Genomic DNA, 22,311 nt, shown 5'->3' with positions numbered 1-22,311 from the left:
GGAGGCCGTTATGAGCAGGATCGCGGTATTCGGTGCGGGTGGGCAGCTGGGGCGTCTGGTGGTGGCGCAGGCGACAGGTCGCGGGCACCAGGTGACGGCGGTGGTGCGGGATCCGGCGAAGTATCCGGAGCTGGCCGGCGCCGGGGTGACGCTCGTCGCCGGTGACATCACCGACCCGGCCGGCGTCGCGGCGGTCGCCGCGGACCACGACGTGGTGGTCGGCTCCGTCTACACGGCGCTGACGCCCGCCGACCAGCTCTACCCGGCGGCGGCGCGGGCGCTCCTCGCGGGGGTGGGAGCGACGCGCCTGCTGGTGGTCGGCGTGGTCTCGACCCGTGAGGTCGAGCCGGGCCTGATGGTGTTGGACACCCCCGGATTCCCGGCGGAGGGCCGGGAGTTCTCGCTCGCGCGGGCGGCGGAGCTCGAACTGCTGCGGGGCGCGGGACCGGAGGTCGACTGGCTGCTGATGATGCCGCCGATGGAGATCGACCGCGAACGGCTGGCCGTGGAGATCCTCGACGAGATCGAGACACCGAAGCACCACCGCACGGCCGTTCCGGCCGGCGGCTGAGCAGGTAGCGACACAGCGGCCACGGCGGTCGTGGGAGCCACCGATGCGGTACGGCGTCAGCGGCCACGGCGGTCGCAGCATCCACCTGCGTCACGGCCGCCTCACAGCAGCCGTGCGGACCGGCCCGTCGTGAGCCGGGCGTGCAGCGCCGTGGCCGTCGCGTCGGTGAGCGAGGCGATCTGGTCGACGACGGCGCGCAGCCGCGCGCCGTCGTCCGTCGCCTCGTCGAAGATGCCGCGGAACTGCGGGTCCAGGCCTTCGGGAGCGCGGGCCAGCAGCGCTTCGGCCAGCTCCGCGATGAGGATCCGCTGCTCGGCGCGGCGGCGCTCCTGCGAGGCGCGCTGCATGACGTACCGGTCGGCGACCGCCTTCAGGACTGCGCACTCCAGGCGCTGCTCGCGCGGCACGACCAGCTCGGCGCGGTACCGGGTGAGCCGCCCCGTGCCGTACGCCTCGCGGGTGGCGCGCTCGGCGGCCAGGCAGAACCGGCCGATGAGCTGCGAGGTGGCGTCCTTCAGCCGGGCCTGGGAGATGGCCGAGCCGTCGTAGCCATGCGGCCACCACGCCTGCTCCAGCAGCCGGTCGAGGGCCTCGGCCAGCTCGTCCGGGGCGGCGTCGGACGCGTACCGGTCGACGGCGCAGGCGAAGATGTCGGCCCGCTCGGGCTCGGCGAGCAGCAGGTTCGGGTCGAGGTGGCCGGCGTGCAGGCCGTCCTCCACGTCGTGCACCGAGTACGCGACGTCGTCGGCCCAGTCCATGACCTGGGCCTCGAAGCACTGCCGGTCCTCGGGCGCGCCCCGGCGCAGCCAGTCGAAGACCGGCAGATCGTCCTCGTAGGCCCCGAACTTGGGGCTGGCGGGGTTCGTGGGGTGGCCGCCGCGCGGCCACGGGTACTTCGTGGCCGCGTCCAGGGCGGCGCGGGTGAGGTTGAGGCCGACGCTCACCATCGTGCCGTCCTCGTCGCGCATGAAGCGCTTCGGCTCGATCCGGGTCAGCAGCCGCAGCGACTGGGCGTTGCCTTCGAAGCCGCCGCACGCCTCGGCGACGTCTGCCAGCACCTGTTCCCCGTTGTGCCCGAAGGGCGGATGGCCGAGATCGTGCGCCAGGCACGCGGTCTCGATGAGGTCCGGGTCGCTGCCGAGCGCGGCGCCCAGCTCCCGCCCCACCTGCGCGCACTCCAGCGAGTGGGTGAGGCGGGTGCGCGGGCTGGTGTTCATCAGCGCGGCGCCCGGGTCCACCACCTGGGTCTTGCCCGCCAGCCGGCGCAGCGCCGCCGAGTGCAGCACCCGCGCCCGGTCGCGCTGGAACGCCGTGCGGCCCGGCCGCTTGTCGGGCTCGGTCACATAACGGTCGGTATCGGCGTCCCCGTAAGGCCCGTACCGCTCGTACGGCCCGAGGTGCGCGGCCGCCGCGTCGGTCCGGTAGTTCGCTTCCATGCCTGTGACCGTAACGCTCCGCAGTGACAGACGCGCCGCCGCCACCTGTCCCGCCGCCCCGCGCCGGGTTACGCGCTGGCGAGATGGAGCGGCGCGGCCCGGCCGGCGGCGGCGAGCGCCTGGTCGTAGCGGTGCAGCACCAGACGGGCCATGGCGCTGTGCGCGCCCAGCGGCGCCGCCGCTATCCAGGGCGCCCCGGCGGAGCTCTGGGTGGCGAACCGTCCGGGGGCGGTGAAGTACGAGGCGACCGCGACCCGGTGGCCGCGCGCGGCCAGCTCGCCGACCGCGTCCGCGACGGACGGTCCCGCGCCGGAGGCGTAGGCGGGCAGCACGGGCACGCCGCCCAGCCGGCGGCTGAGGAGTGCGGCGGTGCGGGCGGTGTCGGCCGGCCAGTCGGGGTCGTGCGAGCCCGCCGCGGCCAGCACGACACCCGCGCGCCGTACGCCCTTGCGCCAGCCGGCCTCCGCGAGGCGCACGTGCAGCGTCTCGGCGAGCAGCGGGTGCGGGCCGAGCGGCGCGGCGGTCAGCCCGCGCAGGTGCGGGGCGCGGGCCAGCGCCTGCGGGATGTCCTGCTTGACGTGGTAGCCGTGGCCGAGCAGCAGCGGCACGAGCACCACGTCGCCGTGGAGCGCGGCGAGCGTGTCGTCGAGCAGCGGCTCGTTCAGTTCGATGTGCCCGAGGTGGACGGGCAGGCCGGGGCGGAGCGCCCGGACCCGGTCGAGGAGCGCGCGCACGGTGCGCCGCGCCTCGGGGTCACGGCTGCCGTGCGCCACGGCGACCAGCGCCGGGCCGCGCGGGACCGCGGTGAGGGTGACGTGGGAGAGCTGGGTGCTGAGCTGTGCGGTGATCCGGTTCAAGAGCTGCGCCGTACTGTCGAAGCTGCCGAAGCCGTCGGCCGGGGCCGGGCCGAACTCCGGGTGCGGTTGCGGATGCGCTGTCGACGCCGTCATGGACCGAGCCTGAGGTGCGGAGGTTGCGCCCGCGTTGCACAGGGGTGACAAGTGTTTTCCCCGGCCTCACGAGCGTCAGGACGGCCTGTGAGCCTGCCGGGCACGGATCCAGTCGCCGCCCGGGATGATCCGCCCGGACGCCCGCAGCGTCCGGGCCAGCTCCTCCCCCGCGAGATACACCCAGGCCTCGTACCGCAGGCCGTCGCAGAGCACGCCCAGCGCCGACCGCTCGTACAGATTCCCGCGGGCGCCCGGGACGTACTCCTCCAGCCGGTCGAGATCGGCGAGGACGGTGTCGTACTGGTCCGGCAGGACGTTCAGCAGCTCACCGTGGACGGCGTCCACCTCGGGTTTGTCCATGGCGTCGGCGGCGGCGACCGCGTATGGGTAGCCGGGCCCGTCGTACAGCAGCGTGCCGGGCAGTACGGCCGGTCTCGGGAACGCGATACGGCCCTGCACCAGAGCGTGGTTGACCTGGCCGGGACGCAGCGTCCCGTAGACGAAGAAGGGCAGTCGGGACGGGGGCGGCGGGGTCAAGGCGGCGGTCCTCTCATCGCTGGCGGCGCGGCTGCGTCCATCGTGCCCGGAACCGTACCGGCGCCGTACGCGTCGATCCGGACGACAGAGCCGACCAGTGGGGGCCGCCGAAATGAAGCCGGGCCGGATATGCACAGCGGTGCCCGCCGTCCTGCGCAGGCTGCGCCCGCCGAGGACGCGGCGCGGCCGGCGCCTCCTCGTGCAGGCCGTGATGGCCTGCTGCGTCCTGGCGCTGCTGCCCGCGACCTGGCTGCAGGCATCGGCCGACGGGCGGGTGCGGGACGTCGCGGACGTACCGTCGGAGCCGGTGGCGGTGGTGTTCGGCGCGGGGTTGGCGGACGGGAAGCCGACGCCGTATCTCGCGCACCGACTCGACGCGGGCGCGGAGCTGTACCGGGCGCACAAGGTGCGGGCGATCCTGGTGACCGGCGACAACAGCCGCACCGACTACAACGAGCCGGGCGCGATGCTCGGCTATCTGGAGAAGCAGGGCGTGCCCGCGTCGAAGGTCGTCCTGGACTACGCGGGATTCGACACCTGGGACTCCTGCAGCCGCGCCAAGCGGATCTTCGGGGTGGACCGGGCGATCCTGGTCAGCCAGGGCTTCCACATCCGGCGGGCGCTGGCGCTGTGCGACGCGGCGGGCGTCGAGGGGTACGGCGTCGGGGTCGACGAACCGCACGACGCGACGTGGTTCTACGGCGGCGGGCGCGAGCTCGTCGCGGCGACCAAGGCGGCACTGGACGTGGTCGTCAAGCCCGACCCGGTCTTCCTCGGGCCCAAGGAGCAGGGCGTGACGCGGGCCCTCACCGGGGACGCGGCGGCGCGCTGACAGGCGTCCGTCCCGCCCTCACAGGGCGCCCGGCGGCGCGCTGAGGTGCGCGTACCGGCCGTGTAACCGCGTCGCGTAGGGGGGCGAAACACGGACGGCGCAGGCTGGGCGCATGAGCCCGAGCACCGTTGACACGCACTGTCCCTACTGCGCCCTGCAGTGCGGCATGGGGCTCGCGGCGCTGCCCGCGGGCGGCGTCGAGGTCGTGGAGCGGCCCGCGTTCCCGGTGAACCGGGGCGCGCTGTGCGGCAAGGGGCGCACCGCGCCCGAGGTGCTGGCGCGCGGCGCGCGGCTGACCGGGCCGCTGGTCCGCGGCGCCGGCGGCGAGCTGGAGCCGGCCGGCTGGGACGAGGCGCTGGACCGGGTCGCCGAGGGACTGCTGCGGACGCGGGCCGCGCACGGCCGCGACGCCGTCGGGGTCTTCGGCGGCGGCGGGCTGACGAACGAGAAGGCGTACGCGCTCGGCAAGTTCGCCCGTGTGGTGCTGCGCACCTCGCAGATCGATTACAACGGCCGCTTCTGCATGTCCTCGGCGGCCGCCGCCCATCAGCGGGCCTTCGGACTGGACCGGGGTCTGCCGTTCCCGCTGGAGGACATCGCCCGCACCGGCTGCGTCATCCTCGTCGGCTCCAACCTCGCCGAGACGATGCCGCCCGCGCTGCGCTACCTGACGGAGCTGCGCGAGCGGGGCGGCACACTGATCGTCGTCGACCCGCGCCGCACCCGCACCGCGGAACAGGCCGACCTGCATCTGCAGCCCCGGCCGGGCACCGATCTGGCGCTCGCACTCGGACTGCTGCACCTCGCCCTCGCCGAGGGGTACCTGGACGAGGAGTTCATCGCGGAGCGCACCAGCGGCTGGGCCGAGGCGCGGCCGGGCGTCATGGCGCACTGGCCGGAGCTGGTGGAGCGCATCACGGGGGTGCCGGTTCCGCAACTGCGGGAGGCCGTACGGATGTTCTGCGCGACTCCGGACGGGATGGTGCTCACCGCGCGCGGCCCCGAGCAGCAGGCCAAGGGCACCGACACCGTCAGCGCCTGGATCAACCTGTGCCTCGCCACCGGCCGCGCGGGCCGGCCGCTCTCCGGCTACGGCTGCCTCACCGGGCAGGGCAACGGGCAGGGCGGCCGCGAGCACGGCCAGAAGGCCGACCAACTCCCCGGCTACCGCAAGCTGGACGACCCGGCGGCGCGCGCACACGTCGCGGCGGTGTGGGGCGTCGACCCCGACGACCTGCCGGCGCCGGGGCGCAGCGCGTACGAACTGCTGGACGCGCTCGGCGTGGACGTGCACGCGCTGCTGCTGATGGGCTCCAACCCGGTCGTCTCCGCGCCGAACGCCGCGCACATCACCGAGCGGATCGCCTCGCTCGGCTTCCTCGCGGTCTGCGACGTCGTCCTGTCGGAGACGACCGCGATGGCGGACGTCGTCCTGCCGGTCACCCAGTGGGCGGAGGAGACCGGCACGACCACCAACCTGGAGGGCCGGGTGATTCTGCGCCGCAAGGCGATCGACCCGCCGCCGGAGGTCCGCACCGACCTGGAGGTGCTGAACGGGCTCGCCGCCCGCCTCGGCTGGGAGAAGGGCTTCCCCACCGACCCCGAGGAGGTCTTCGACGAGCTGCGCCGCGCGTCGGCCGGCGGCCCGGCGGACTACTCGGGCATCACCTACCGGCGGATCGCGGAGGAGGACGGCGTGTTCTGGCCGTGCCCGCAGACACCTGCGGATGACGACGCTCCGGCCGCTCCGCCCGCTCCCCACCCCGGCACGCCCCGCCTCTTCCTCGACCGTTTCGCGACCCCCGACGGCCGGGCCCGCTTCGTCCCGGTCCTGCACCGGCCGTCCGCGGAGGAGCCGTCCGCCGACTACCCGCTGTACCTGACGACCGGCCGCGTCCTCGCGCAGTACCAGTCCGGCGCCCAGACCCGCCGCGTCCGCGAACTCAACGCCGCCTCGCCCGGCCCCTTCGTGCAGCTCCATCCGCAGCTCGCGGATCGGCTCGGTGTCGCCGAGGGCGAGGACGTCGCCGTCACCAGCCGCCGGGGCCGCGCCGTCGCCCCCGCCCTCGTCAGCTCGGCCATCCGCCCCGACACCGTCTTCATGCCGTTCCACTGGCCGGGCGAGGGCCGCGCCAACACCCTCACCAACCCGGCCCTCGACCCCACTTCCCGGATGCCGGAGTTCAAGGTGTGCGCGGTGCGGGTGGAGGCGGCGGACTGAGCGCTGAAACATAGGGTGGGAGCTGTCCTGCAGAAAGACCGAAGGAGCAGCCGTGTCCCTGTCCCACACCTATGACACCAAGGTCACCTGGACCGGCAACCTCGGTACCGGGACGAGCACTTACCGTGCCTACGACCGCTCCCACGAGATCTCCGCCGCCGGCGTTCCAACCATCCTCGGCAGCTCCGACCCGACCTTCCGCGGCGACGCCTCCCGCTGGAACCCCGAGCAGCTGCTCCTCGTCGCGCTGTCACAGTGCCACATGCTCTCCTACCTGCATGTCTGCGCCGTCGGCGGCGTCACCGTCACCGCCTACACGGACAACGCGCACGGCACGATGGAAACCACCCCCGAGGGCGGCCACTTCACCGAAGCGGTCCTGCGCCCACAGGTCGAGGTCGCCTCGAAGGAAATGGCCGACAAGGCAGCCACCCTCCACGACGCCGCCCACCGCGCCTGCTTCATCGCCAACTCGGTGAACTTCCCCGTCCGCCACGAACCGACCATCACGATCCGCGCCGAAGGCTGACACGGCGGGTCGGGTGGGTGGCGGCGGGGTCAGAGCGGTGCGGAGTGTCTCTCTGCGTCGCTTCGCACCGCCTGACCTCAGCCACACCCGTCCGCTCCTCGGAGGCGTCACACCCTCGCGCGGAGTCTGCGGAGCATTCGGGCGTCTTCGAAGCCGACGGCTCGGGCGGCGGATTCGATGGTGGAGCCGTGGGAGATGAGGTGTTCGGCGCGCTCGACGCGGAGGACGTGCTGGTAGCGGAGCGGGGTGAGGCCGGTCGCCTCGCCGAAGCGGCGGGTGAGGGTGCGTTCGCTGACGCCGGAGGTGGCGGCCAGGTCGGCGAGGGCGAGGTGTTCGGAGAAGCGGGCGTCGATGAGGTCCTGGACGCGGTGGACGGCGTCGCTGAGGTGGGCGCGGTGCCGGAGCATCGCGCTGCTCTGCTGCGCGTCGCCGTTGCGCCGGGCGTAGACGACCATGTTGCGGGCGATGCGGGCGGCGGCGCCCGGCCCGTGGCGGCCGGCGACGAGGTGCAGCGCGAGGTCGATGCCGCTGGCGATGCCGGCGGAGGTGACGACCCGGTCGTCGACCACGTAGAGGACATCGCGCACGACGGTGGCGCGCGGGTAGCGGACGGCGAGTTCGTCCTGCACGTCGTGGTGGGTGGTGCAGCGGCGGCCGTCGAGGAGGCCGGCGCGGCCGAGGGCGTCGGCGCCCGCGCAGACGCTGGCGACGACGCCGCCCGCGGCGTGGTGGTCGCGCAGCCGCTGGAACGTGGCCTCCTGCAGGTGTCCGTTCTGTCGCAGCGTGCAGGACCGCCAGCCGGGGACGATCACCAGGTCGTCGGGGGTGAGGTCGGGCCAGCTCGTGCCCGCCCTGAGCGGGACGCCCTGGGCGGTCGGGATGTCTTCCTGCTCGGCGACGTAGCCGGTCTCGTACGCGTAGCCGAAGTCGGCTGCGGTGGAGAACACCTGCGCCGGGCCCGCGAGATCCAACAGGTGCAGGTGCGGGACGAGCAGGAAGACGACCCGGGTCACGATCCGGTCAGCTCCTTCACAGTGGTCACCCGGGCGAAGCGGCCGGCGAGCGCGTATTCGGTGCGGGCGATGATGTCGTCGGTCTGCAGGGTCAGCGGGTCGGCGAGGATCTCCTCGACCGAGCGGCCGGCCGGCGCGTCCCAGTGCTCGCAGGGAGTGGTGGCGGTCGCGTCCGTGACGAAGGTGACCTCGTAGCCGAGGTCGGAGGCGAGCCGGGTCGTCGTCTCGACGCACTGCTCGGTGCGGATGCCGCTGGTGATGACCTCGGTGACCCCGCGCGAGGTGAGGAGCTGCTGGAGGTTGGTGGTGGTGAAGGCGTTGTGCGCGGTCTTGTGGAGCACCGGCTCACCGTCGAGCGGCTCCAACCCCTCCATCAGGCGGACGTGGCCACTGGCCGGGTCGAAGACTCCCCCGGTGCCCGGCTCGGTGTGCAGCACCCACACCACGAGGTCGCCCTCGTCGCGGGCGTGCGCCACGAGGCGGTTCACCTGGCCGACGATGCCGGGGTTGGACGAGGCCTGCCACAGCGGGCGCTGCCGGAAGGACTCCTGGACGTCGATGACGATCAGTGCTCTGTTCATGCCTCGATCCTGGCCCTCGCCGGGGTCCGCGGGACAGACACCATTGTGCCTCGATGCGGACCGATCCGGTCACGGATCACCCGTCGGTGGCCGGCACAGCGGTCGTCGCGGCGGACGATACGGCGGCGGGCGGTACGGCGAGGGTGCGCAGCGCGGTGAGTAGCGCCTTCTGGTCCGGCGCCGCGGCGAAGAACGCCGCGTCGGCCGCCTCGACCGCGGCGACGGCCTCGGTGGCGAGCCGCGCGCCCGCGGGCGTGATGCCGAGCCGCTTGGCCCGGGTGTCGCTGGGGTCGGTCACGCGGGTGAGCAGGCCCTTGTCCTCCAGGCGGCGCAACACCTGGGACGTCATCTTCACGTCCGTGCCGCTGTGCCGGGCCAGTTGGAGCTGGTTGGGCTGCTCGCCCTGGCCGTCGAGCCACCACAGTCCGGCCAGCAGGACGAACTGGGCGTGGGTGAGATCGAGGGGGGCCAGGGTCGCCGCGATGGCGCGCTGCCAGTGGAGGGAGGCGCGCCAGAACAGGAAACCGGGGCTGTCGTCAGGTGCGGGCACCATCAGACCGTACCCGTCCTCACCGGCCGTAAGCCGTTCCCGGGCATTCAATCTGCGCACCGATCATCTACGCGCAGGCTGAATCCGGGATCTATGGGTCGCGCGACCGCCCGGTCCGGCCCCGTGACCGCCGTCGTCCCGTCCCGGCCGGGCGCGGGCGGGGCCGCCAGTGCGGCGGCCGCCGCGCCGGCCACGCGCAGGGCCGCGGCGCCCCCATCGCCCCGGCAACCCCACCCGGCCCTCTCGCACCCGTCTCACACTCGCCGCCGTCCCGCGCTGAGGGCACCGTTCCCTCAGGGAAACGGACGCGATGCGGACGGGTAACAGCCGCGCCGCAGGCTGACCGGCATGGACATCGACGCGGGCATGGAGATTGTGGTGGTGGGCGGCGGCATGGCCGGTGCGCGCCTGGCGCAGCAGCTCGCGCCCGCCGCCCCGGACGTCCGGGTGACACTGCTGGGCGAGGAGCGGCACGCCCCGTACAACCGGGTGCTGCTCGCCGAGGTCCTCGCCGGGCGGTACGAGCCGGACGTCATCACGCTGCCGGACGCCGACTGCACGGTACGGCGGGTGGTGCGGGTGGACCGCGCGGAGCAGCTCGTGATCTGTGACGACGGCTCCGCCACCCGCTACGACCGGCTGGTACTGGCCACCGGCTCCAACCCGGTGCTGCCGCCGCTGCGCGGTCTGTTCGAGGCCGGGCGCGGTGAACTGCCGCTGGGCGTGCACGCCTTCCGCACCATGGACGACTGCCTGGCGCTCTCCGCGGCGGTCCGCCCCGGCGTACGGGCCGTGGTCGTCGGGGGCGGGCTGCTCGGCGTCTCCGCGGCACGGGCGCTGGCGGCGCGCGGCGCCCATGTCGTCCTGCTCCAGCAGGGCGAGTACCTGATGGAACGGCAGCTGGACGAGCACTCCGGCAAGCTGCTGCGCGCGCATCTGGAGTCGATGGACATCGAGGTGCACAGCGAGTGCCGGGTGCGCGGGCTGCGGACCGGCCCGGACGGTACGTCCCGGATCGTGCGCTCCGTCGAACTCGCCGACGGCTACTGCCTCGACGCCGACCTCGTCGTACTCGCCTGCGGCGTGCGGCCCCGTACCGGGCTGGCGCAGGCGGCGGGGCTCGACGTCGCCAAGGGCATCGTCGTGGACGACGAGCTGCGGACGTCGGACCCGTTCATCCACGCGATCGGCGACTGCTCGCAGCACGCGGGCGTCGTGTACGGCCTGGCGAACGCGGCCCGTGAACAGGCGGACGCGCTGGCACTGCTGCTCACCGAAGCGGCGACGGGGCCGTCATCGGGCCGCCCGGCGGAGCCACCGCGCTACACCGGCACCCGCGCCCTGACCCGGCTGACCCTCGGCGGTTCTCCCGCCTCCGCATCCGCCGCATCCGCCGCCTCCGACACCACCGCCGACCCCGCAACGGGGACCGCCCGCCTCGGCGCCACCGGGATCGCTCCTTTCGACCTCGCCGCGTTCGGCGACCCGCTGCCGGTCCCCGGCGACGACGTACTGCGCCTCACGGACGCGACCCGCGGCGCGTACCGGAAGGTCGTCATCCGTGACGACCGGCTGGTCGGCGGGATCCTGCTCGGCGATCTCGCCGCGGTGGGCACGCTCGCCCGCACCTGGGAGGCCGACGAGCCGCTCCCGACCGCATCCGCTCCGCTGCTCCACCTGCTCACCAACGACGGAGGTTCCTGACCATGGCTGTTGACACGACGGACGTTCCCACGATTCCCACGATCGTGCTGGTCGGACACGGAATGGTCGGGCAGCGGTTCCTGGAGGCGCTGGCGGACCGGGGCGTCACCGAGCGCGCCCGGGTGGTCGTGCTGTGCGAGGAGCCCCGGGCGGCATACGACCGGGTGCATCTGACCTCGTACTTCTCCGGGACGACGCCGGACGAACTCGCCCTCGCCGAGGACGGCTTCATGGAGCAGCACGGCATCGAGCTGCGGCTGGGGGATCCCGCGCTCACCGTCGACCGCGCGGCGCGTACCGTGACGGCCCGCTCCGGGCTGACCTTCGCGTACGACACGCTGGTGCTGGCCACCGGCTCCTTCCCGTTCGTGCCTCCGGTGCCCGGCAAGGACGCCGAGGGCTGCTTCGTCTACCGCACCATCGAGGACCTGCTCGCGATCGAGGAGTACGCCAAGACCGGCGGCACCGGGACGGTCGTCGGCGGCGGGCTGCTGGGTCTTGAGGCGGCGGGCGCCCTCAAGGGGCTCGGACTGGACACGCACGTCGTGGAGTTCGCGCCGCGCCTGATGCCGGTGCAGGTCGACGAGGGCGGCGGCGAGGCGCTGCGGCGCACCATCGAGGAGATGGGTGTCACCGTCCATACGGGCGTCGGCACGCAGGCGATCGTGGCCGGCGAGAGCGGCGGCGTCGCCGCGATGTCGCTGTCGGACGGCTCGACGCTCGCGACCGACCTGGTGGTCTTCTCGGCCGGCGTACGCCCCCGCGACCAGCTGGCCCGGGAGTGCGGGCTGCCGGTCGGCGAGCGCGGCGGGATCGTCGTGGACGAGCAGTGCCGTACGCAGGACGAGTCGGTGTACGCGATCGGCGAGTGCGCACTGGCCTCGGACGGCCGGGTGTACGGGCTGGTCGCGCCCGGCTACGAAATGGCGGAGACGGCGGCGAAGGCGATCGCGGGCGACGCGGGTTCCTTCAAGGGCGCGGATCTGTCGACGAAGCTCAAGCTGCTCGGCGTGGACGTGGCGAGCTTCGGCGACGCGCACGGCGCCACCCCGGGCTGCCTGGACGTGCTGTACTCCGACTCCCGTTCCGGCGTGTACAAGAAGCTCGTGGTCTCGCGGGAGGGCGTGCTCCTCGGCGGCATCCTGGTCGGCGACGCCGACTCGTACGGCATGCTGCGCCCGATGACCGGTTCGGTGCCGCCGGTCCCGCCCGAGCGGCTGGTGCTGCCGGCGGGCGCGGGCGGCCCGGTCGAACTCGGGCCGTCGTCGCTGCCCGACACGGCGGTGATCTGCAGCTGCCACAACGTCACCAAGGGCGCGATACTCGGCGCCGTCGCCGAGCACTCCTGCACCACCGTGCCGGAGATCAAGAAGTGCACCAAGGCCGGTACCGGCTGCGGCAGTTGCCTGAAGGTGCTGGGCCAGCTGCTGCCCCCGGCCGAGGACAAGGGGCTGTGCGGCTGCTTCGCGCACACCCGCCAGGAGCTGTACGAGATCGTGCGGGCGCTGCGCATCACCTCGTTCGCGGCGCTGCTCGACAGCCACGGCCGCGAGGCCGCCAGGGGCGGCGAGGGGTGCGAGATCTGCAAGCCCGCGGTGGCGTCGGTCATCGCCTCGCTCGCGCCGTCGATCGGCGCTCCGGTGCACGTGCTGGACGGCGGTCAGGCCGCGCTCCAGGACACCAACGACCACTTTCTCGCGAACCTGCAGCGCAACGGCTCGTACTCGATCGTGCCGCGCATCCCCGGCGGCGAGATCACCCCGGAGAAGCTCATCGTGATCGGCGAGGTGGCCCGGGACTTCGGCCTCTACACGAAGATCACCGGCGGCCAGCGGATCGACCTCTTCGGTGCCCGCGTCGATCAACTGCCGCTGATCTGGACCCGGCTGGTCGACGCCGGGTTCGAGTCGGGGCACGCCTACGGCAAGGCGCTGCGCACGGTGAAGTCCTGCGTGGGCAGCACCTGGTGCCGGTACGGCGTCCAGGACAGCGTGCGGATGGCCATCGACCTGGAGCTGCGCTACCGGGGGCTGCGCTCGCCGCACAAGCTCAAGTCCGCCGTCTCGGGGTGCGCCCGCGAGTGCGCGGAGGCGCGCGGCAAGGACTTCGGGATCATCGCCACCGCGTCGGGCTGGAACCTGTACGTCGGCGGCAACGGGGGCGCCGACCCGCGCCACGCGGACCTGCTGGCGCAGGACCTCAGCGACGCGGAACTGGTCCGGCTCATCGACCGGTTCCTGATGTTCTACATCCGCACCGCGGACCGGCTGGAGCGCACCTCCGCCTGGCTGGAGCGGATCGAGGGCGGCCTGGAGCACGTCCGCGATGTCGTCGTGCACGACTCGCTGGGCATCTGCGACGAGCTGGAGTCGCTGATGTCGGCGCATGTCGCCGGGTACCGCGACGAGTGGGCGGACACCATCAACGACCCCGAGCGGCTGCGCCGCTTCGTCTCCTTCGTCAACGCTCCGGACGTGCCCGACCCCAGCGTCCGGTTCGTCGAGGAGCGCGATCAGGTCAAGCCCGACCTGGACCTGCTGGCCGGCCCCGTACTGCTCGCCGGCCCCACTCTCGCCATCCGCACCCTCGAAGGGACGGTCACCGCATGACCATCGAACTCCTCCTCGACGACGCGTGGTTCCCGGTCTGTGACGACACGCTGCTGACCCCCGGCCGGGGCGTCGCCGCCCTGCTGCCCGACGGCTCGCAGGCCGCCCTCTTCCAGGACCGGAACGGGGCCCTGTACGCGATCGGCAACCAGGACCCGTTCACCGGTGCCTACGTGCTCTCCCGCGGCCTGGTCGGCTCGGACGGCGGCCGGACGTACGTGGCCTCCCCGCTGCTCAAGCAGCGCTTCGATCTGGCGACCGGTACCTGCCTGGACGACGAATCGGTCAGTACCGCCTCTTATACCATCAGATCCATGTAATCCTCCGTACGGTCCCACCCGCATCGCGTAACGCGGCGGACACACAGCGAGTTGACAAGGTTAGGTTTACCTAACCTAAGATCCGATGCGTGTTCAAGAACCAGCGGACGGCTGTCGCCGGCCGGCTCCCCTCCCCGGTACGGCGGATACCGCTGTTGCTGCTCGGCGTGGTCGCGTTGACGCTGTGCGCCGCAGCGAGCCTCGCGCTCGGGTCGCGGCCGGTCCCCCTCGGCACCGTGCTCGACGCCCTGTTCCACCACGCCCACAGCCGCGACGCGGTGGTGGTCACCGGGCTCCGCGTACCGCGCACCCTCATCGGGCTCGCGGTCGGCGCGGCGCTCGGGGTGGCGGGGGCCGTCGCCCAGGGCGTCACGCGCAACCCGCTTGCCTCGCCCACGACTTTGGGGATCAACGCGGGCGCGGGCTTCGCCGTCGTCACGGCGATCTTCGCACTGCATCTGACGCACCCCGCCCAGTACCTGTGGTTCGCGTTCGCCGGAGCCGCGGCCGCCGCGCTCTTCGCCCAGACGCTCGCCCGGCGGGCGGGCGACCTGGACCCGGTCCGCCTCGCGCTGGGCGGCACCGTACTGACGGCCGTCCTGGTGTCCTGGACATCGGCCGTGATGCTGGCGAGCAACCGCACCCTGGACGAGGCCCGGTTCTGGCTCGCGGGCTCGCTCTCCGGGCGGACGCTCGACGTGCTCTACCCCGTACTCCCGCTGATCGCCGTCGGGCTGGTCATCGCGCTGGCCATCATCCCGGCGCTCAACGCGCTCGCCCTCGGCGACGAGACCGCGCAGGCGCTGGGCGTACCGGTGGCCAGGATCCGGATCGCCGGCGGCCTCTGCGTGGTGCTGCTCGCCGGCTCCGCCGTCGCGGTGGCGGGACCGGTCGCGTTCATCGGCCTGGCCGCCCCGCACCTGGTGCGGCTGGTGTTCGGCAACGACCACCGACTGCTGGTCCCCGGCTGCCTGATCGCCGGTCCCGTGCTGCTGCTCAGCGCCGACGTCCTGGGCCGCGTCGTGATCGCGCCCTCCGAACTGGAGGTCGGCATCGTCACCGCCTTCCTCGGCGCACCGCTGCTCGCGGTGCTGGCCCGGAAGGTGGCACGATGACCCCGCCGACCTCGACGACCTCGCGCTCCGCGGTCCCCGCACCTCGCGCCGATCCCCCCGCCGCCCGGAAGCGGCGGCCCTCCCGCGGGCGCCGCACCGCGCTGCTGAGCGTCTGCACCGCGGCGGCGATCCTCGCCCTCGCCACCACCGCGCTCACCACCGGACAGATCCCCATGCCCCCGCTGACCGCGCTGCGCGCCCTGATCGGGCTCGGCGACTCCGGCGACGTGCTGGTGGTCCAGGAGTTCCGGGCGCCCAGGATGGCGGCCGCCATCGTCGCCGGAGCCGGACTCGCCGTCGCCGGCGCGCTGTTGCAGCGGCTGTTCCGCAATCCGCTCGCCTCCCCCGACGTCATGGGCGTGACCGGCGGCGCCTCCCTCGGCGCCGTCTCGCTGCTCGCCACCGGCGCCTCGCAGACCCTCATCCCGCTGGCCGCCCTCGGCGGCGGGCTGCTCGCCGCCGTCCTGCTCGGCGCGTTCGCCTGGCGCTCGGGACTCGGCGTCACCCGCCTCGTCCTGGTGGGACTGGCCGTCCAGGCGGGCCTGGCCGCCGCCGTCAACCTGATGGTGGTGCGCTTCCCCGCCGAGCTCGCCAACTCCGCGCTGCAGTGGACGACGGGGTCGCTCTACGGGCGGACCTGGACCGAGGTGTCCGCCGCCGGCGGGGCCGTGGCCGCGGCGATGGCCGCCGCGTTCGTACTGCACCGGCGCCTCGCCGTCCTCGACCTGGGCGACGACTCGGCGGGCGGGCTCGGCCTGGCGCCGTCCGCCGCGCGCCTCCAACTGCTGCTCACCGCCATCGTGCTGGCCTCGCTGGCCGCCGCGCTCACCGGCCCGGTCGCGTTCGTCGCGCTCGCCGTACCGCATGTCGTCCGCTTCCTCGCCGGACCGCCGACAGCCGGGACGCTCGCGCTCTCGGCGCTGACCGGAGCGGTGCTGCTGCTCGGCTCCGACCTGGTCGTGCAGCATCTGCTGCCGGTGCACGGACTGCCCGTCGGCGTGGTCACCGCCACCCTCGGCGCGCCCTGGCTACTCGTCCTGATGATCCGTCAGAGCAGGCCCACGCACAGGAGTTTCGGATGACCGCCCGCGCCGACCGGCCGCCCCACAGCAATCAGCTCTCCACCCATGGCTTGGATCTGCGCTACGGCGACCGCCGGGTCATCGGCGACCTGAACCTCGTCCTGCCGGGCGGCGCCGTCACCGCCATCGTCGGTCCCAACGCCTGCGGCAAGTCGACGCTGCTGCGCGGGCTGACCCGGCTGCTCTCCCCCGCCGCCGGCACCGTGACCCTGGACGGCGCGGACATCCACCGGATGCCCGCCCGCTCGCTGGCCCGCCGGATGGGACTGCTGCCGCAGCAGCCGGTCACCCCCGACGCGATCACCGTCGAGGCGCTGGTCCGGCTCGGCCGCTATCCGCACCAGCGGCTGCTCAGCCCCTGGTCGGCCACCGACCAGGCCGCCGTCGACGAGGCGCTGGACCGCACCGGCACCACGGAACTGCGCGACCAGCACGTCGACCAGCTCTCCGGCGGCCAGCGGCAACGGGCCTGGATCGCGCTGGCCCTCGCCCAGGACACCGAACTGCTGCTCCTGGACGAGCCCACCACCTTCCTCGACCTGCGGCACCAGCTCGACGTCCTCGACCTGGTCTCCGACCTGCACGCCGAGTCCGGGCGCACCGTCGTCATGGTGCTCCACGACCTCGGGCAGGCCGCCCGGTACGCCGACCACCTGGTCGTCCTCCAGGAAGGCCGGCTGGCCGCGGCCGGGCCGCCCTCCGAGGTGCTCGACGCGGCGCTGGTGAAGTCCGTGTTCGACGTGGAGTGCCAGGTCATCCCCGACCCCGAGACCGGCACCCCGCTCGTCGTGCCCCGCGGCCGTGCCAGACGGCACACCACCGCCGTCGCCGGCTGAGCCCCCGCCCCCGACCTTTCCCGTCCCCGTTCCCGTCCCCCCCTGTCTCGTCGCATCCAGCCGCATCCAGTCGCATCTAGCCGCAAGGAATCCCACCCTCATGAACACCAGAGCCCCGCTCCGCCGCCGCCTCGTCCGGCTGATCGCCGCGCCCGTCGCCCTCGTCATCGGTGTGGGCGCGCTCGCCGCCTGTGGTGGCGAGACCGCGGGCAAGGAGGACAAGGCGAACGCCGCGGCCACCGCCGACGGTTTCCCGCGCACCATCACGCACGCCATGGGCAGCACCACGATCCCCGCGAAGCCCAAGCGCGTGGTCGTCCTCGACACCGGTGAGCTGGACGACGTGACGATGCTCGGCATCGCCCCGGTCGGCGCGGTCGCGCCGCACCTGAAGTCCGAGGGCGGCTTCCCCGCGTACCTGAAGGGCAGCACCGAGGGCACCAAGGACGTCGGCCCGTCCGCGGAGCCCAACCTGGAGCTGATCGCGTCCCTCAAGCCGGACCTGATCCTGTCCTCCAAGGTCCGCCACGAGAAGGTCTACGACAAGCTCAAGGCGATCGCGCCGACCGTCTTCACCGCGACCACCGGCTTCCCCTGGAAGGAGAACCTGGCCGTCCACGCCAAGGCTCTCGGCCTGGAGAAGGAAGCCGCCACGGCGCTGAAGTCCTACGAGGACCGCGCGAAGAAGCTCGGCGCGGCCATCAAGGCCAAGAACGGCGGCAAGGAGCCGACCGCCTCGGTCGTCCGCTTCGTCGCCGGCCCGACCCGGCTCTACCAGCTGGACTCGTTCAGTGGCGTCGTGCTGAGCGACATCGGCCTGGGCCGCCCGGCCTCGCAGAACGTCCACAGCGCGATGCTGGAGGTCGGCCCCGAGCAGATCGACAAGGCCGACGCGGACCTCGTCTTCGTCACCGTCTCCGACGACCCGGCCAAGACGCAGCAGAGCGTCGTCGAGTCCAACCCGGTCTGGAAGGACCTGGGCGCGGTCAAGAACAACAAGGTCGTCAATGTGACCGACGAGACCTGGATGTCCGGTATCGGCGTCCAGGCCGCGATCAGCATGCTCGGCGACGTGGCCAAGGCCACGGGCGTCGACCTGCCCAAGTAACGCCCCCCGTGTGAGAGGGGCGGGCCTCCCCCCGCCGGCCCGCCCCCCTCCCCTCCACGCGATCCCAGAACAGGACTCCCGGCCATGCGGCTGTATCTGCTCGCGCTCAACCCCACGGACTCCGTCACCGAGGGCTTCCTGCCGGCGGCCTCCCGGCTCGGCCTGGACGTCACCGTGCTCACCGACTCCCCCGCCGCCCACCAGGAGCTGTACGGCAGCCGGGTGGACGTCGTGGAGTGCGACGTACGCGACTTCCGCGCCGTCATCACCCGGATCGCCACCGGCCGCACCCCCCACGCGGTCTTCACCAACAGCGACCACCTGCAGACCCAGGCCGCCCTGGCCGCCGAGTACTTCGGCCTGCCCGCCAAGCCCTGGCAGGCGGCCCTGCGGGCCAAGGACAAGGCGCAGATGCGCCGCCATCTGGCAGCCACCGGCGCCGACACCGTGTGGTCCGCCGAACTCGCGGCCGGCGAGGACCCCGCCGTCCTGCTCGAACTTCCGGTCCCCTACCCGTGCGTGGTAAAACCGCGCGAGGGCGTGGCCAGCGAGGACGTGGTGCTCGTCGGCGACCCCGAGGAACTGGTGCTGCGCTGCAAGGAGATCCAGGCGCGCCGCCCGCGGGCGGCGCTCGTCGCGGAGGAGTACCTCACCGGCGAGCTGTACACGCTGGAGACGCTCGGTGACGGCCGCACCCGGCACGTCCTGGGCGGATTCCACACCGAGCTCTCGCCGCTCCCCTACTTCATCGAGGAGCGTCTCACCTTCGTCCCCGAGCACCCCGAACCGGTCGTCGCGCAGGTCCTCGCACAACTGGACGCCCTCGGCGTCGGGTTCGGCGCCTGCCACACCGAGTTCGTGGTCCAGGACGGCCGGGCGCGCATCATCGAGGTCAACTACCGGGCCATCGGCGACCAGTGCGACCTGCTGCTCGCCGGGCTGCTCGACATCCCGCTCTTCGAGCACATCCTCCGCGTCCACCTCGGTGAACCGCTCCCCGCCGACCTCGGCGCGCGCGACGACGGCCGCGCCCGGCTGGATTACCCGTGCGCGCAGCGCGCGGGCACCCTGGCCGCCGCACCCGCCGCCACCGAACTCGCCGTGGACGGCGTCCGGCTGGTCTACCGCCCGCTGCGGGAGCCCGGCGAACGGCACGAACTGCACCACACCAACCGCGACTACCTCGGCATCCTGCGCGCCACCGGAACCGACCAGGAGGCGGTGGACCGCGCCGTGACGGAGTTCCTCGGGGCGCAGCGCTGGGAGATCACCCCGTGACGGGCACCGATACCGGCACCGCGACGGGCGTCGACGCGGACACCGATGCGGAGCTGATGCTGCGCGTGCTGAGCGCGCTGCTGCGCGAGGACGTCGTCGGGCTGCGCACCCGCTCCACCGCCGTCGAGGAGGCCGATGGCAGCTGGCTGCGGCTGCCGTACACGTACAGCGGCTACGAGGACGCGCTGCTGCTCCCGGTGACCGAGGACGGTTTCCAGAGCGAGTACGCCGCCCGGCTGCCCCTGCTGCGGCGCGCCTCGGACGGCCGCGAACTGACCGGCACCGACGCCGTACTGCGGGCGCTGCGCGCCCTGGCGGATCCCGCCGACCGGGCCGGCTTCGACGCGTTCGCCGAGGAGTGCCGGCAGACCGCCGCGACCCTGCGGCTGCACGACCGGGTACGCACGGAGGTGACGGGCCGGCTCGCCCAGCGGTACGGCGCCGACACCGCGTACTGGACGTACGCCCGCAGCCTGGGCTTCGACGCGCTGGCCGCCTTCCACGACCACCCGGTCTATCCGACCTCGCGCGGCCGCAGCGGCCTCGACGAGGCCGAACTGCGCGCCTACGCACCGGAGTTCCACCAGGACGTGGCGCCGCGCTGGCTCGTCCTGCCCCGCGAGGCCGTGACCGAGTCCGGCGGCGGTCCCGCCGAGGCGTACTCCCTCCTGTGGCCGACGCCCGCCTCCTTCGGCATGCCGGAGCTGCGCGACACCCACACCGTGCTCCCCGTGCACCCGCTGACCGTGGGCGGTCCGCTGGCGGAGGCGCTGCGCGCCGCCGGCCTCGAAGGGCGCGCGTTCCTCGCCGAGCAGCGGCCCCTCGCGCTAGTCCCCACCCTGTCGATGCGCACGCTCGCGGACCGTACGTACCCGTTGCTGCACCTCAAACTGCCGCTGGCGACCGCAACCCTGGGCCTGCGCAACCGGCGGACCATCAAGCCCGGCACCCTCGCCGACGGAGCCGCCTGCCAACTCCTGCTGAGCCAGGTGATCGCCCGCGAACCACGTTTCCGGGACACCGTGCTGCTCGCCGACGAGCGGCGCTACGCGCACGCCGGGCACGAACTCCTCGCCGTCCTGCTGCGCCGCTACCCGGAGCAGCTGCAGAACTCCGTCCTGGTCCCGATGGCCGCGCTGCTCGCCGGCGCCCCGGACGGCCGGCTGGTGATCGACCAGCTCGCCGACCGCTTCTACGACGGCGACCCCGTCGCTCTCCTCGACGCCTGCCTGACGCTGCTCTTCGACTGGCAGACCACGCTCTTCGGCTACGGGATCGCCCTGGAGTCGCACCAGCAGAACATCTCCCTCGCCCTGGACCTGGACCGCTCGACGGGCACCACCCGGCTGCGGTTGGTCCTCAAGGACAACGACGGGCCGCGCATCAACACCGCGCGGCTGAGCCGGGCGCTGGGCGAACTTCCGGCCCGGATCGACGAGTTCGACGACGAGCGGATCTTCTGCGTCTCCGACGACCCGCTCGTCGACCTGTTCACCACCATCACCGTCCATCTGTGCGCGGGCTCGTACGCCTTCGGGCTCGCCGAGCACGGCCGGGCGCCACTGGACGAGTTGCTGCGGCTGGTCCGCGACCGGCTCTCCGCGGCGATCGACCGCCTGGGCGGCGAGCCCGCCGAGGTGCTGCGCGAGCGCGTGCTGAACGCCGGGCACTTCCCGGTCAAGGCGATGGTCAGCGCCGGGACGCTGCTCAGCAAGGAGCGCTCCGGCGCGGCGGACATCAACAAGCACTACACGACCGGCCCCAACTACCTGCTGGTCGGGACTGGTTCTCGGTGAGCGCGCAGGCGACGACGATTGCCGCCGCTCCGGCTCCCGTTCTGGGGCGCCGCCAGGTGCACGCGGTCGCGGCCTGCTACTTCGTCGCCTCGTTCGCCGCGCTCGGTCTGCCCCCGTACCTGACGTCGATCCTGCCGGAACTGGGCGACGCGACCGCGCACTGGGCCGGGCTGCTCTACATCGTCCCGACGGTCTTCGGCGGCCTCGCCGCCCCCCTGTGGGGGCGGCTGGCCGACCGCTACGGCCGCAAACGGCTGCTGCTGCGGGCCCAGCTCGGCCTCGCGCTGTCCTTCCTGCTGGCCGGGGCGGCCGACTCGCTGCCCACCTTCACCGCCGCCCTCGTGCTGCAGGGCATCCTCGGCGGCACCTTCGCCGCCACCAACGGCTATCTCGCGGCGGGACTGGACGGCACCCGGCTGTCCTGGGCCCTGACCCTGATGCAGGGCAGCGCCCGCGCCGCCCTGGTCGCCGCACCCATCGTCGTCGGCACCCTGTCGCCGTGGCTCTCCCCGCACCGCCAGTACGCCCTGCTCGCCCTCCTCCCGCTGGGCGCCGCCGCGATGCTGCTGGCGCTGCCGGAACCGCGCGAGACCGTCGTGGTCCTGGAGAAGCCGCTGCCGGAGCAGCCGGGTTCACCGGTGGGGGCAGGGTCGGCCGGATCGGCGGTGGAAGCGCCGCCGGTCACCGCGCAGCGCAGGCTTCTGCGGGAGCTGTACGTCTTCGAGTTCGCGTTCGTCTTCTCGACCGTCATCTCCTTCCCCTACCTCATCGCCCTGCTCGGGGACCGAATATCGGGGATCTCCCCGGTCATCTCCGGGTCGCTCTTCGCCCTGCCGCACCTGTGCTACCTGCTCTTCGCGGCGCCCGTGCACTCCGCCTTCCGCAACCGCCCCCGGCTCGGTATCGCCCTCGGCTTCGCGGCGGTGGCCGCGGGTCTCGCCGGGCATGCCGTGGCCGGTTCGCTGATCACGTTCACGGCCGTCCGGCTGCTGCTCGGTGCCGGGCTCACCCTCGGCCTGGTCTGCCTGTCCCTGCTCGCCGCCGACGCGGTGCAAGGCCGGCCGCCGGGGCGGATGTTCGGCTCCCTGGAGTTCGTCTCCAAGGGCGGGGCCGTCGCCGCCGGAGTGGTCGCCGCACTCGGCAACAGCGCCTTCGGACCGACGGCGCCCGTACTGGCGGGCACCGCCGTCGCCCTGATCACCGTCGCAGCCGCCACACACGCTCTCTTCTCGCACCCTTGATG

General features: G+C 73.3%; 20 protein-coding genes. 14 read left to right on the top strand and 6 right to left on the bottom strand.

Going from position 1 to position 22,311, the window contains the following annotated elements; translation table 11 throughout:
• Window positions 1–10 precede the first annotated feature (10 nt).
• Complete coding sequence (locus AC07DC_RS13730) at window positions 11–571, top strand: NAD(P)-dependent oxidoreductase (RefSeq protein ID WP_478914550.1); 561 nt, start codon at window positions 11–13, stop codon at window positions 569–571.
• 101 nt (window positions 572–672) lie between these two features.
• On the opposite strand, the gene AC07DC_RS13725 is transcribed toward AC07DC_RS13730, so the two are convergent.
• The 3 genes from AC07DC_RS13725 to AC07DC_RS13715 all read right to left on the bottom strand — a co-directional run bounded on the left by AC07DC_RS13725 (window position 673) and on the right by AC07DC_RS13715 (window position 3,494).
• Window positions 673–2,007, bottom strand: coding sequence for a deoxyguanosinetriphosphate triphosphohydrolase (locus AC07DC_RS13725; protein ID WP_478914549.1), 1,335 nt, complete (start codon window positions 2,005–2,007; stop codon window positions 673–675).
• Between the two features lie 68 nt (window positions 2,008–2,075).
• Window positions 2,076–2,957 (bottom strand): sirohydrochlorin chelatase, encoded by an 882-nt coding sequence (locus AC07DC_RS13720; RefSeq protein WP_478914548.1) that lies wholly within the window; start codon window positions 2,955–2,957, stop codon window positions 2,076–2,078.
• A 75-nt stretch (window positions 2,958–3,032) separates the two neighbouring features.
• Window positions 3,033–3,494 carry a gamma-glutamylcyclotransferase family protein gene (locus AC07DC_RS13715; RefSeq protein WP_478914547.1) on the bottom strand — a complete coding sequence of 154 codons (462 nt, stop codon included), beginning with the start codon at window positions 3,492–3,494 and terminating at the stop codon, window positions 3,033–3,035.
• A gap of 112 nt (window positions 3,495–3,606) precedes the next feature.
• Between AC07DC_RS13715 and AC07DC_RS13710 the strand changes: the two genes are divergently transcribed.
• The 3 genes from AC07DC_RS13710 to AC07DC_RS13700 all read left to right on the top strand — a co-directional run bounded on the left by AC07DC_RS13710 (window position 3,607) and on the right by AC07DC_RS13700 (window position 7,076).
• Window positions 3,607–4,326, top strand: a complete 720-nt coding sequence (locus tag AC07DC_RS13710) for a SanA/YdcF family protein (protein WP_478914643.1) — start codon at window positions 3,607–3,609, stop codon at window positions 4,324–4,326.
• Between the two features lie 112 nt (window positions 4,327–4,438).
• Window positions 4,439–6,547: a molybdopterin oxidoreductase family protein gene (locus AC07DC_RS13705; RefSeq protein ID WP_478914546.1), complete on the top strand. Its 2,109-nt coding sequence runs from the start codon at window positions 4,439–4,441 to the stop codon at window positions 6,545–6,547.
• Between the two features lie 52 nt (window positions 6,548–6,599).
• A complete protein-coding gene (locus AC07DC_RS13700; RefSeq protein WP_478914545.1) occupies window positions 6,600–7,076 on the top strand; it encodes an OsmC family protein in 477 nt (158 codons plus the stop codon).
• Window positions 7,077–7,183: 107 nt separating this feature from the next.
• Here the strand turns inward: AC07DC_RS13700 and AC07DC_RS13695 are convergent, their stop codons facing one another.
• From AC07DC_RS13695 to AC07DC_RS13685, 3 genes are all read right to left on the bottom strand, one after another.
• On the bottom strand, window positions 7,184–8,089 hold the full coding sequence (locus tag AC07DC_RS13695; RefSeq protein WP_478914544.1) for a GlxA family transcriptional regulator: 906 nt from the start codon (window positions 8,087–8,089) through the stop codon (window positions 7,184–7,186).
• Window positions 8,086–8,670 carry a cysteine hydrolase family protein gene (locus tag AC07DC_RS13690; protein WP_478914543.1) on the bottom strand — a complete coding sequence of 195 codons (585 nt, stop codon included), beginning with the start codon at window positions 8,668–8,670 and terminating at the stop codon, window positions 8,086–8,088. The genes AC07DC_RS13695 and AC07DC_RS13690 overlap by 4 nt, the downstream gene beginning before the upstream one ends.
• A gap of 76 nt (window positions 8,671–8,746) precedes the next feature.
• The gene (locus AC07DC_RS13685) at window positions 8,747–9,223 is read right to left on the bottom strand and encodes a MarR family winged helix-turn-helix transcriptional regulator (RefSeq protein WP_478914542.1); all 477 of its coding nucleotides are present in this window, start codon (window positions 9,221–9,223) and stop codon (window positions 8,747–8,749) included.
• A gap of 345 nt (window positions 9,224–9,568) precedes the next feature.
• Between AC07DC_RS13685 and AC07DC_RS13680 the strand changes: the two genes are divergently transcribed.
• From AC07DC_RS13680 to AC07DC_RS13635, 10 genes are all read left to right on the top strand, one after another.
• A complete protein-coding gene (locus tag AC07DC_RS13680) occupies window positions 9,569–10,924 on the top strand; it encodes an NAD(P)/FAD-dependent oxidoreductase (protein WP_478914541.1) in 1,356 nt (451 codons plus the stop codon).
• 2 nt (window positions 10,925–10,926) lie between these two features.
• Entirely contained in the window at window positions 10,927–13,533 is a 2,607-nt protein-coding gene (gene nirB, locus AC07DC_RS13675; protein WP_478914540.1) for a nitrite reductase large subunit NirB, read from the top strand.
• Window positions 13,530–13,853, top strand: a complete 324-nt coding sequence (nirD, locus tag AC07DC_RS13670) for a nitrite reductase small subunit NirD (RefSeq protein ID WP_478914539.1) — start codon at window positions 13,530–13,532, stop codon at window positions 13,851–13,853. Before nirB ends, nirD begins: the two co-directional genes overlap by 4 nt.
• Window positions 13,854–13,942: 89 nt before the next feature.
• Entirely contained in the window at window positions 13,943–14,968 is a 1,026-nt protein-coding gene (locus AC07DC_RS13665; RefSeq protein ID WP_478914538.1) for a FecCD family ABC transporter permease, read from the top strand.
• Entirely contained in the window at window positions 14,965–16,050 is a 1,086-nt protein-coding gene (locus tag AC07DC_RS13660) for a FecCD family ABC transporter permease (RefSeq protein ID WP_478914537.1), read from the top strand. The genes AC07DC_RS13665 and AC07DC_RS13660 overlap by 4 nt, the downstream gene beginning before the upstream one ends.
• A complete protein-coding gene (locus tag AC07DC_RS13655; RefSeq protein ID WP_478914536.1) occupies window positions 16,047–16,886 on the top strand; it encodes an ABC transporter ATP-binding protein in 840 nt (279 codons plus the stop codon). The genes AC07DC_RS13660 and AC07DC_RS13655 overlap by 4 nt, the downstream gene beginning before the upstream one ends.
• Window positions 16,887–16,986: 100 nt before the next feature.
• Window positions 16,987–17,994 (top strand): ABC transporter substrate-binding protein, encoded by a 1,008-nt coding sequence (locus AC07DC_RS13650; RefSeq protein ID WP_478914535.1) that lies wholly within the window; start codon window positions 16,987–16,989, stop codon window positions 17,992–17,994.
• An 84-nt stretch (window positions 17,995–18,078) separates the two neighbouring features.
• On the top strand, window positions 18,079–19,272 hold the full coding sequence (locus tag AC07DC_RS13645) for an ATP-grasp domain-containing protein (RefSeq protein WP_478914534.1): 1,194 nt from the start codon (window positions 18,079–18,081) through the stop codon (window positions 19,270–19,272).
• Window positions 19,273–19,328: 56 nt separating this feature from the next.
• Window positions 19,329–21,068: an IucA/IucC family protein gene (locus AC07DC_RS13640; protein WP_478914642.1), complete on the top strand. Its 1,740-nt coding sequence runs from the start codon at window positions 19,329–19,331 to the stop codon at window positions 21,066–21,068.
• A complete protein-coding gene (locus AC07DC_RS13635; protein WP_478914533.1) occupies window positions 21,065–22,309 on the top strand; it encodes an MFS transporter in 1,245 nt (414 codons plus the stop codon). Before AC07DC_RS13640 ends, AC07DC_RS13635 begins: the two co-directional genes overlap by 4 nt.
• The last annotated feature ends 2 nt before the right edge of the window (window positions 22,310–22,311 follow it).

The organism is Streptomyces sp. NPDC045021 (assembly GCF_056432645.1).
Note: the sequence above shows the minus strand (reverse complement) of the source record. Positions and strands in the feature narration are given on the sequence as shown.

Coding starts and splice junctions, on each gene's coding strand:
- AC07DC_RS13730 (WP_478914550.1), top strand. CDS start 11: ATGAGCAGGATCGCGGTATTCGGTGCGGGTGGGCAGCTGGGGCGTCTG.
- AC07DC_RS13725 (WP_478914549.1), bottom strand. CDS start 2,007: ATGGAAGCGAACTACCGGACCGACGCGGCGGCCGCGCACCTCGGGCCG.
- AC07DC_RS13720 (WP_478914548.1), bottom strand. CDS start 2,957: ATGACGGCGTCGACAGCGCATCCGCAACCGCACCCGGAGTTCGGCCCG.
- AC07DC_RS13710 (WP_478914643.1), top strand. CDS start 3,607: ATGAAGCCGGGCCGGATATGCACAGCGGTGCCCGCCGTCCTGCGCAGG.
- AC07DC_RS13705 (WP_478914546.1), top strand. CDS start 4,439: ATGAGCCCGAGCACCGTTGACACGCACTGTCCCTACTGCGCCCTGCAG.
- AC07DC_RS13690 (WP_478914543.1), bottom strand. CDS start 8,670: ATGAACAGAGCACTGATCGTCATCGACGTCCAGGAGTCCTTCCGGCAG.
- AC07DC_RS13685 (WP_478914542.1), bottom strand. CDS start 9,223: ATGGTGCCCGCACCTGACGACAGCCCCGGTTTCCTGTTCTGGCGCGCC.
- AC07DC_RS13680 (WP_478914541.1), top strand. CDS start 9,569: ATGGACATCGACGCGGGCATGGAGATTGTGGTGGTGGGCGGCGGCATG.
- nirB (WP_478914540.1), top strand. CDS start 10,927: ATGGCTGTTGACACGACGGACGTTCCCACGATTCCCACGATCGTGCTG.
- nirD (WP_478914539.1), top strand. CDS start 13,530: ATGACCATCGAACTCCTCCTCGACGACGCGTGGTTCCCGGTCTGTGAC.
- AC07DC_RS13660 (WP_478914537.1), top strand. CDS start 14,965: ATGACCCCGCCGACCTCGACGACCTCGCGCTCCGCGGTCCCCGCACCT.
- AC07DC_RS13655 (WP_478914536.1), top strand. CDS start 16,047: ATGACCGCCCGCGCCGACCGGCCGCCCCACAGCAATCAGCTCTCCACC.
- AC07DC_RS13650 (WP_478914535.1), top strand. CDS start 16,987: ATGAACACCAGAGCCCCGCTCCGCCGCCGCCTCGTCCGGCTGATCGCC.
- AC07DC_RS13645 (WP_478914534.1), top strand. CDS start 18,079: ATGCGGCTGTATCTGCTCGCGCTCAACCCCACGGACTCCGTCACCGAG.
- AC07DC_RS13640 (WP_478914642.1), top strand. CDS start 19,329: ATGCTGCGCGTGCTGAGCGCGCTGCTGCGCGAGGACGTCGTCGGGCTG.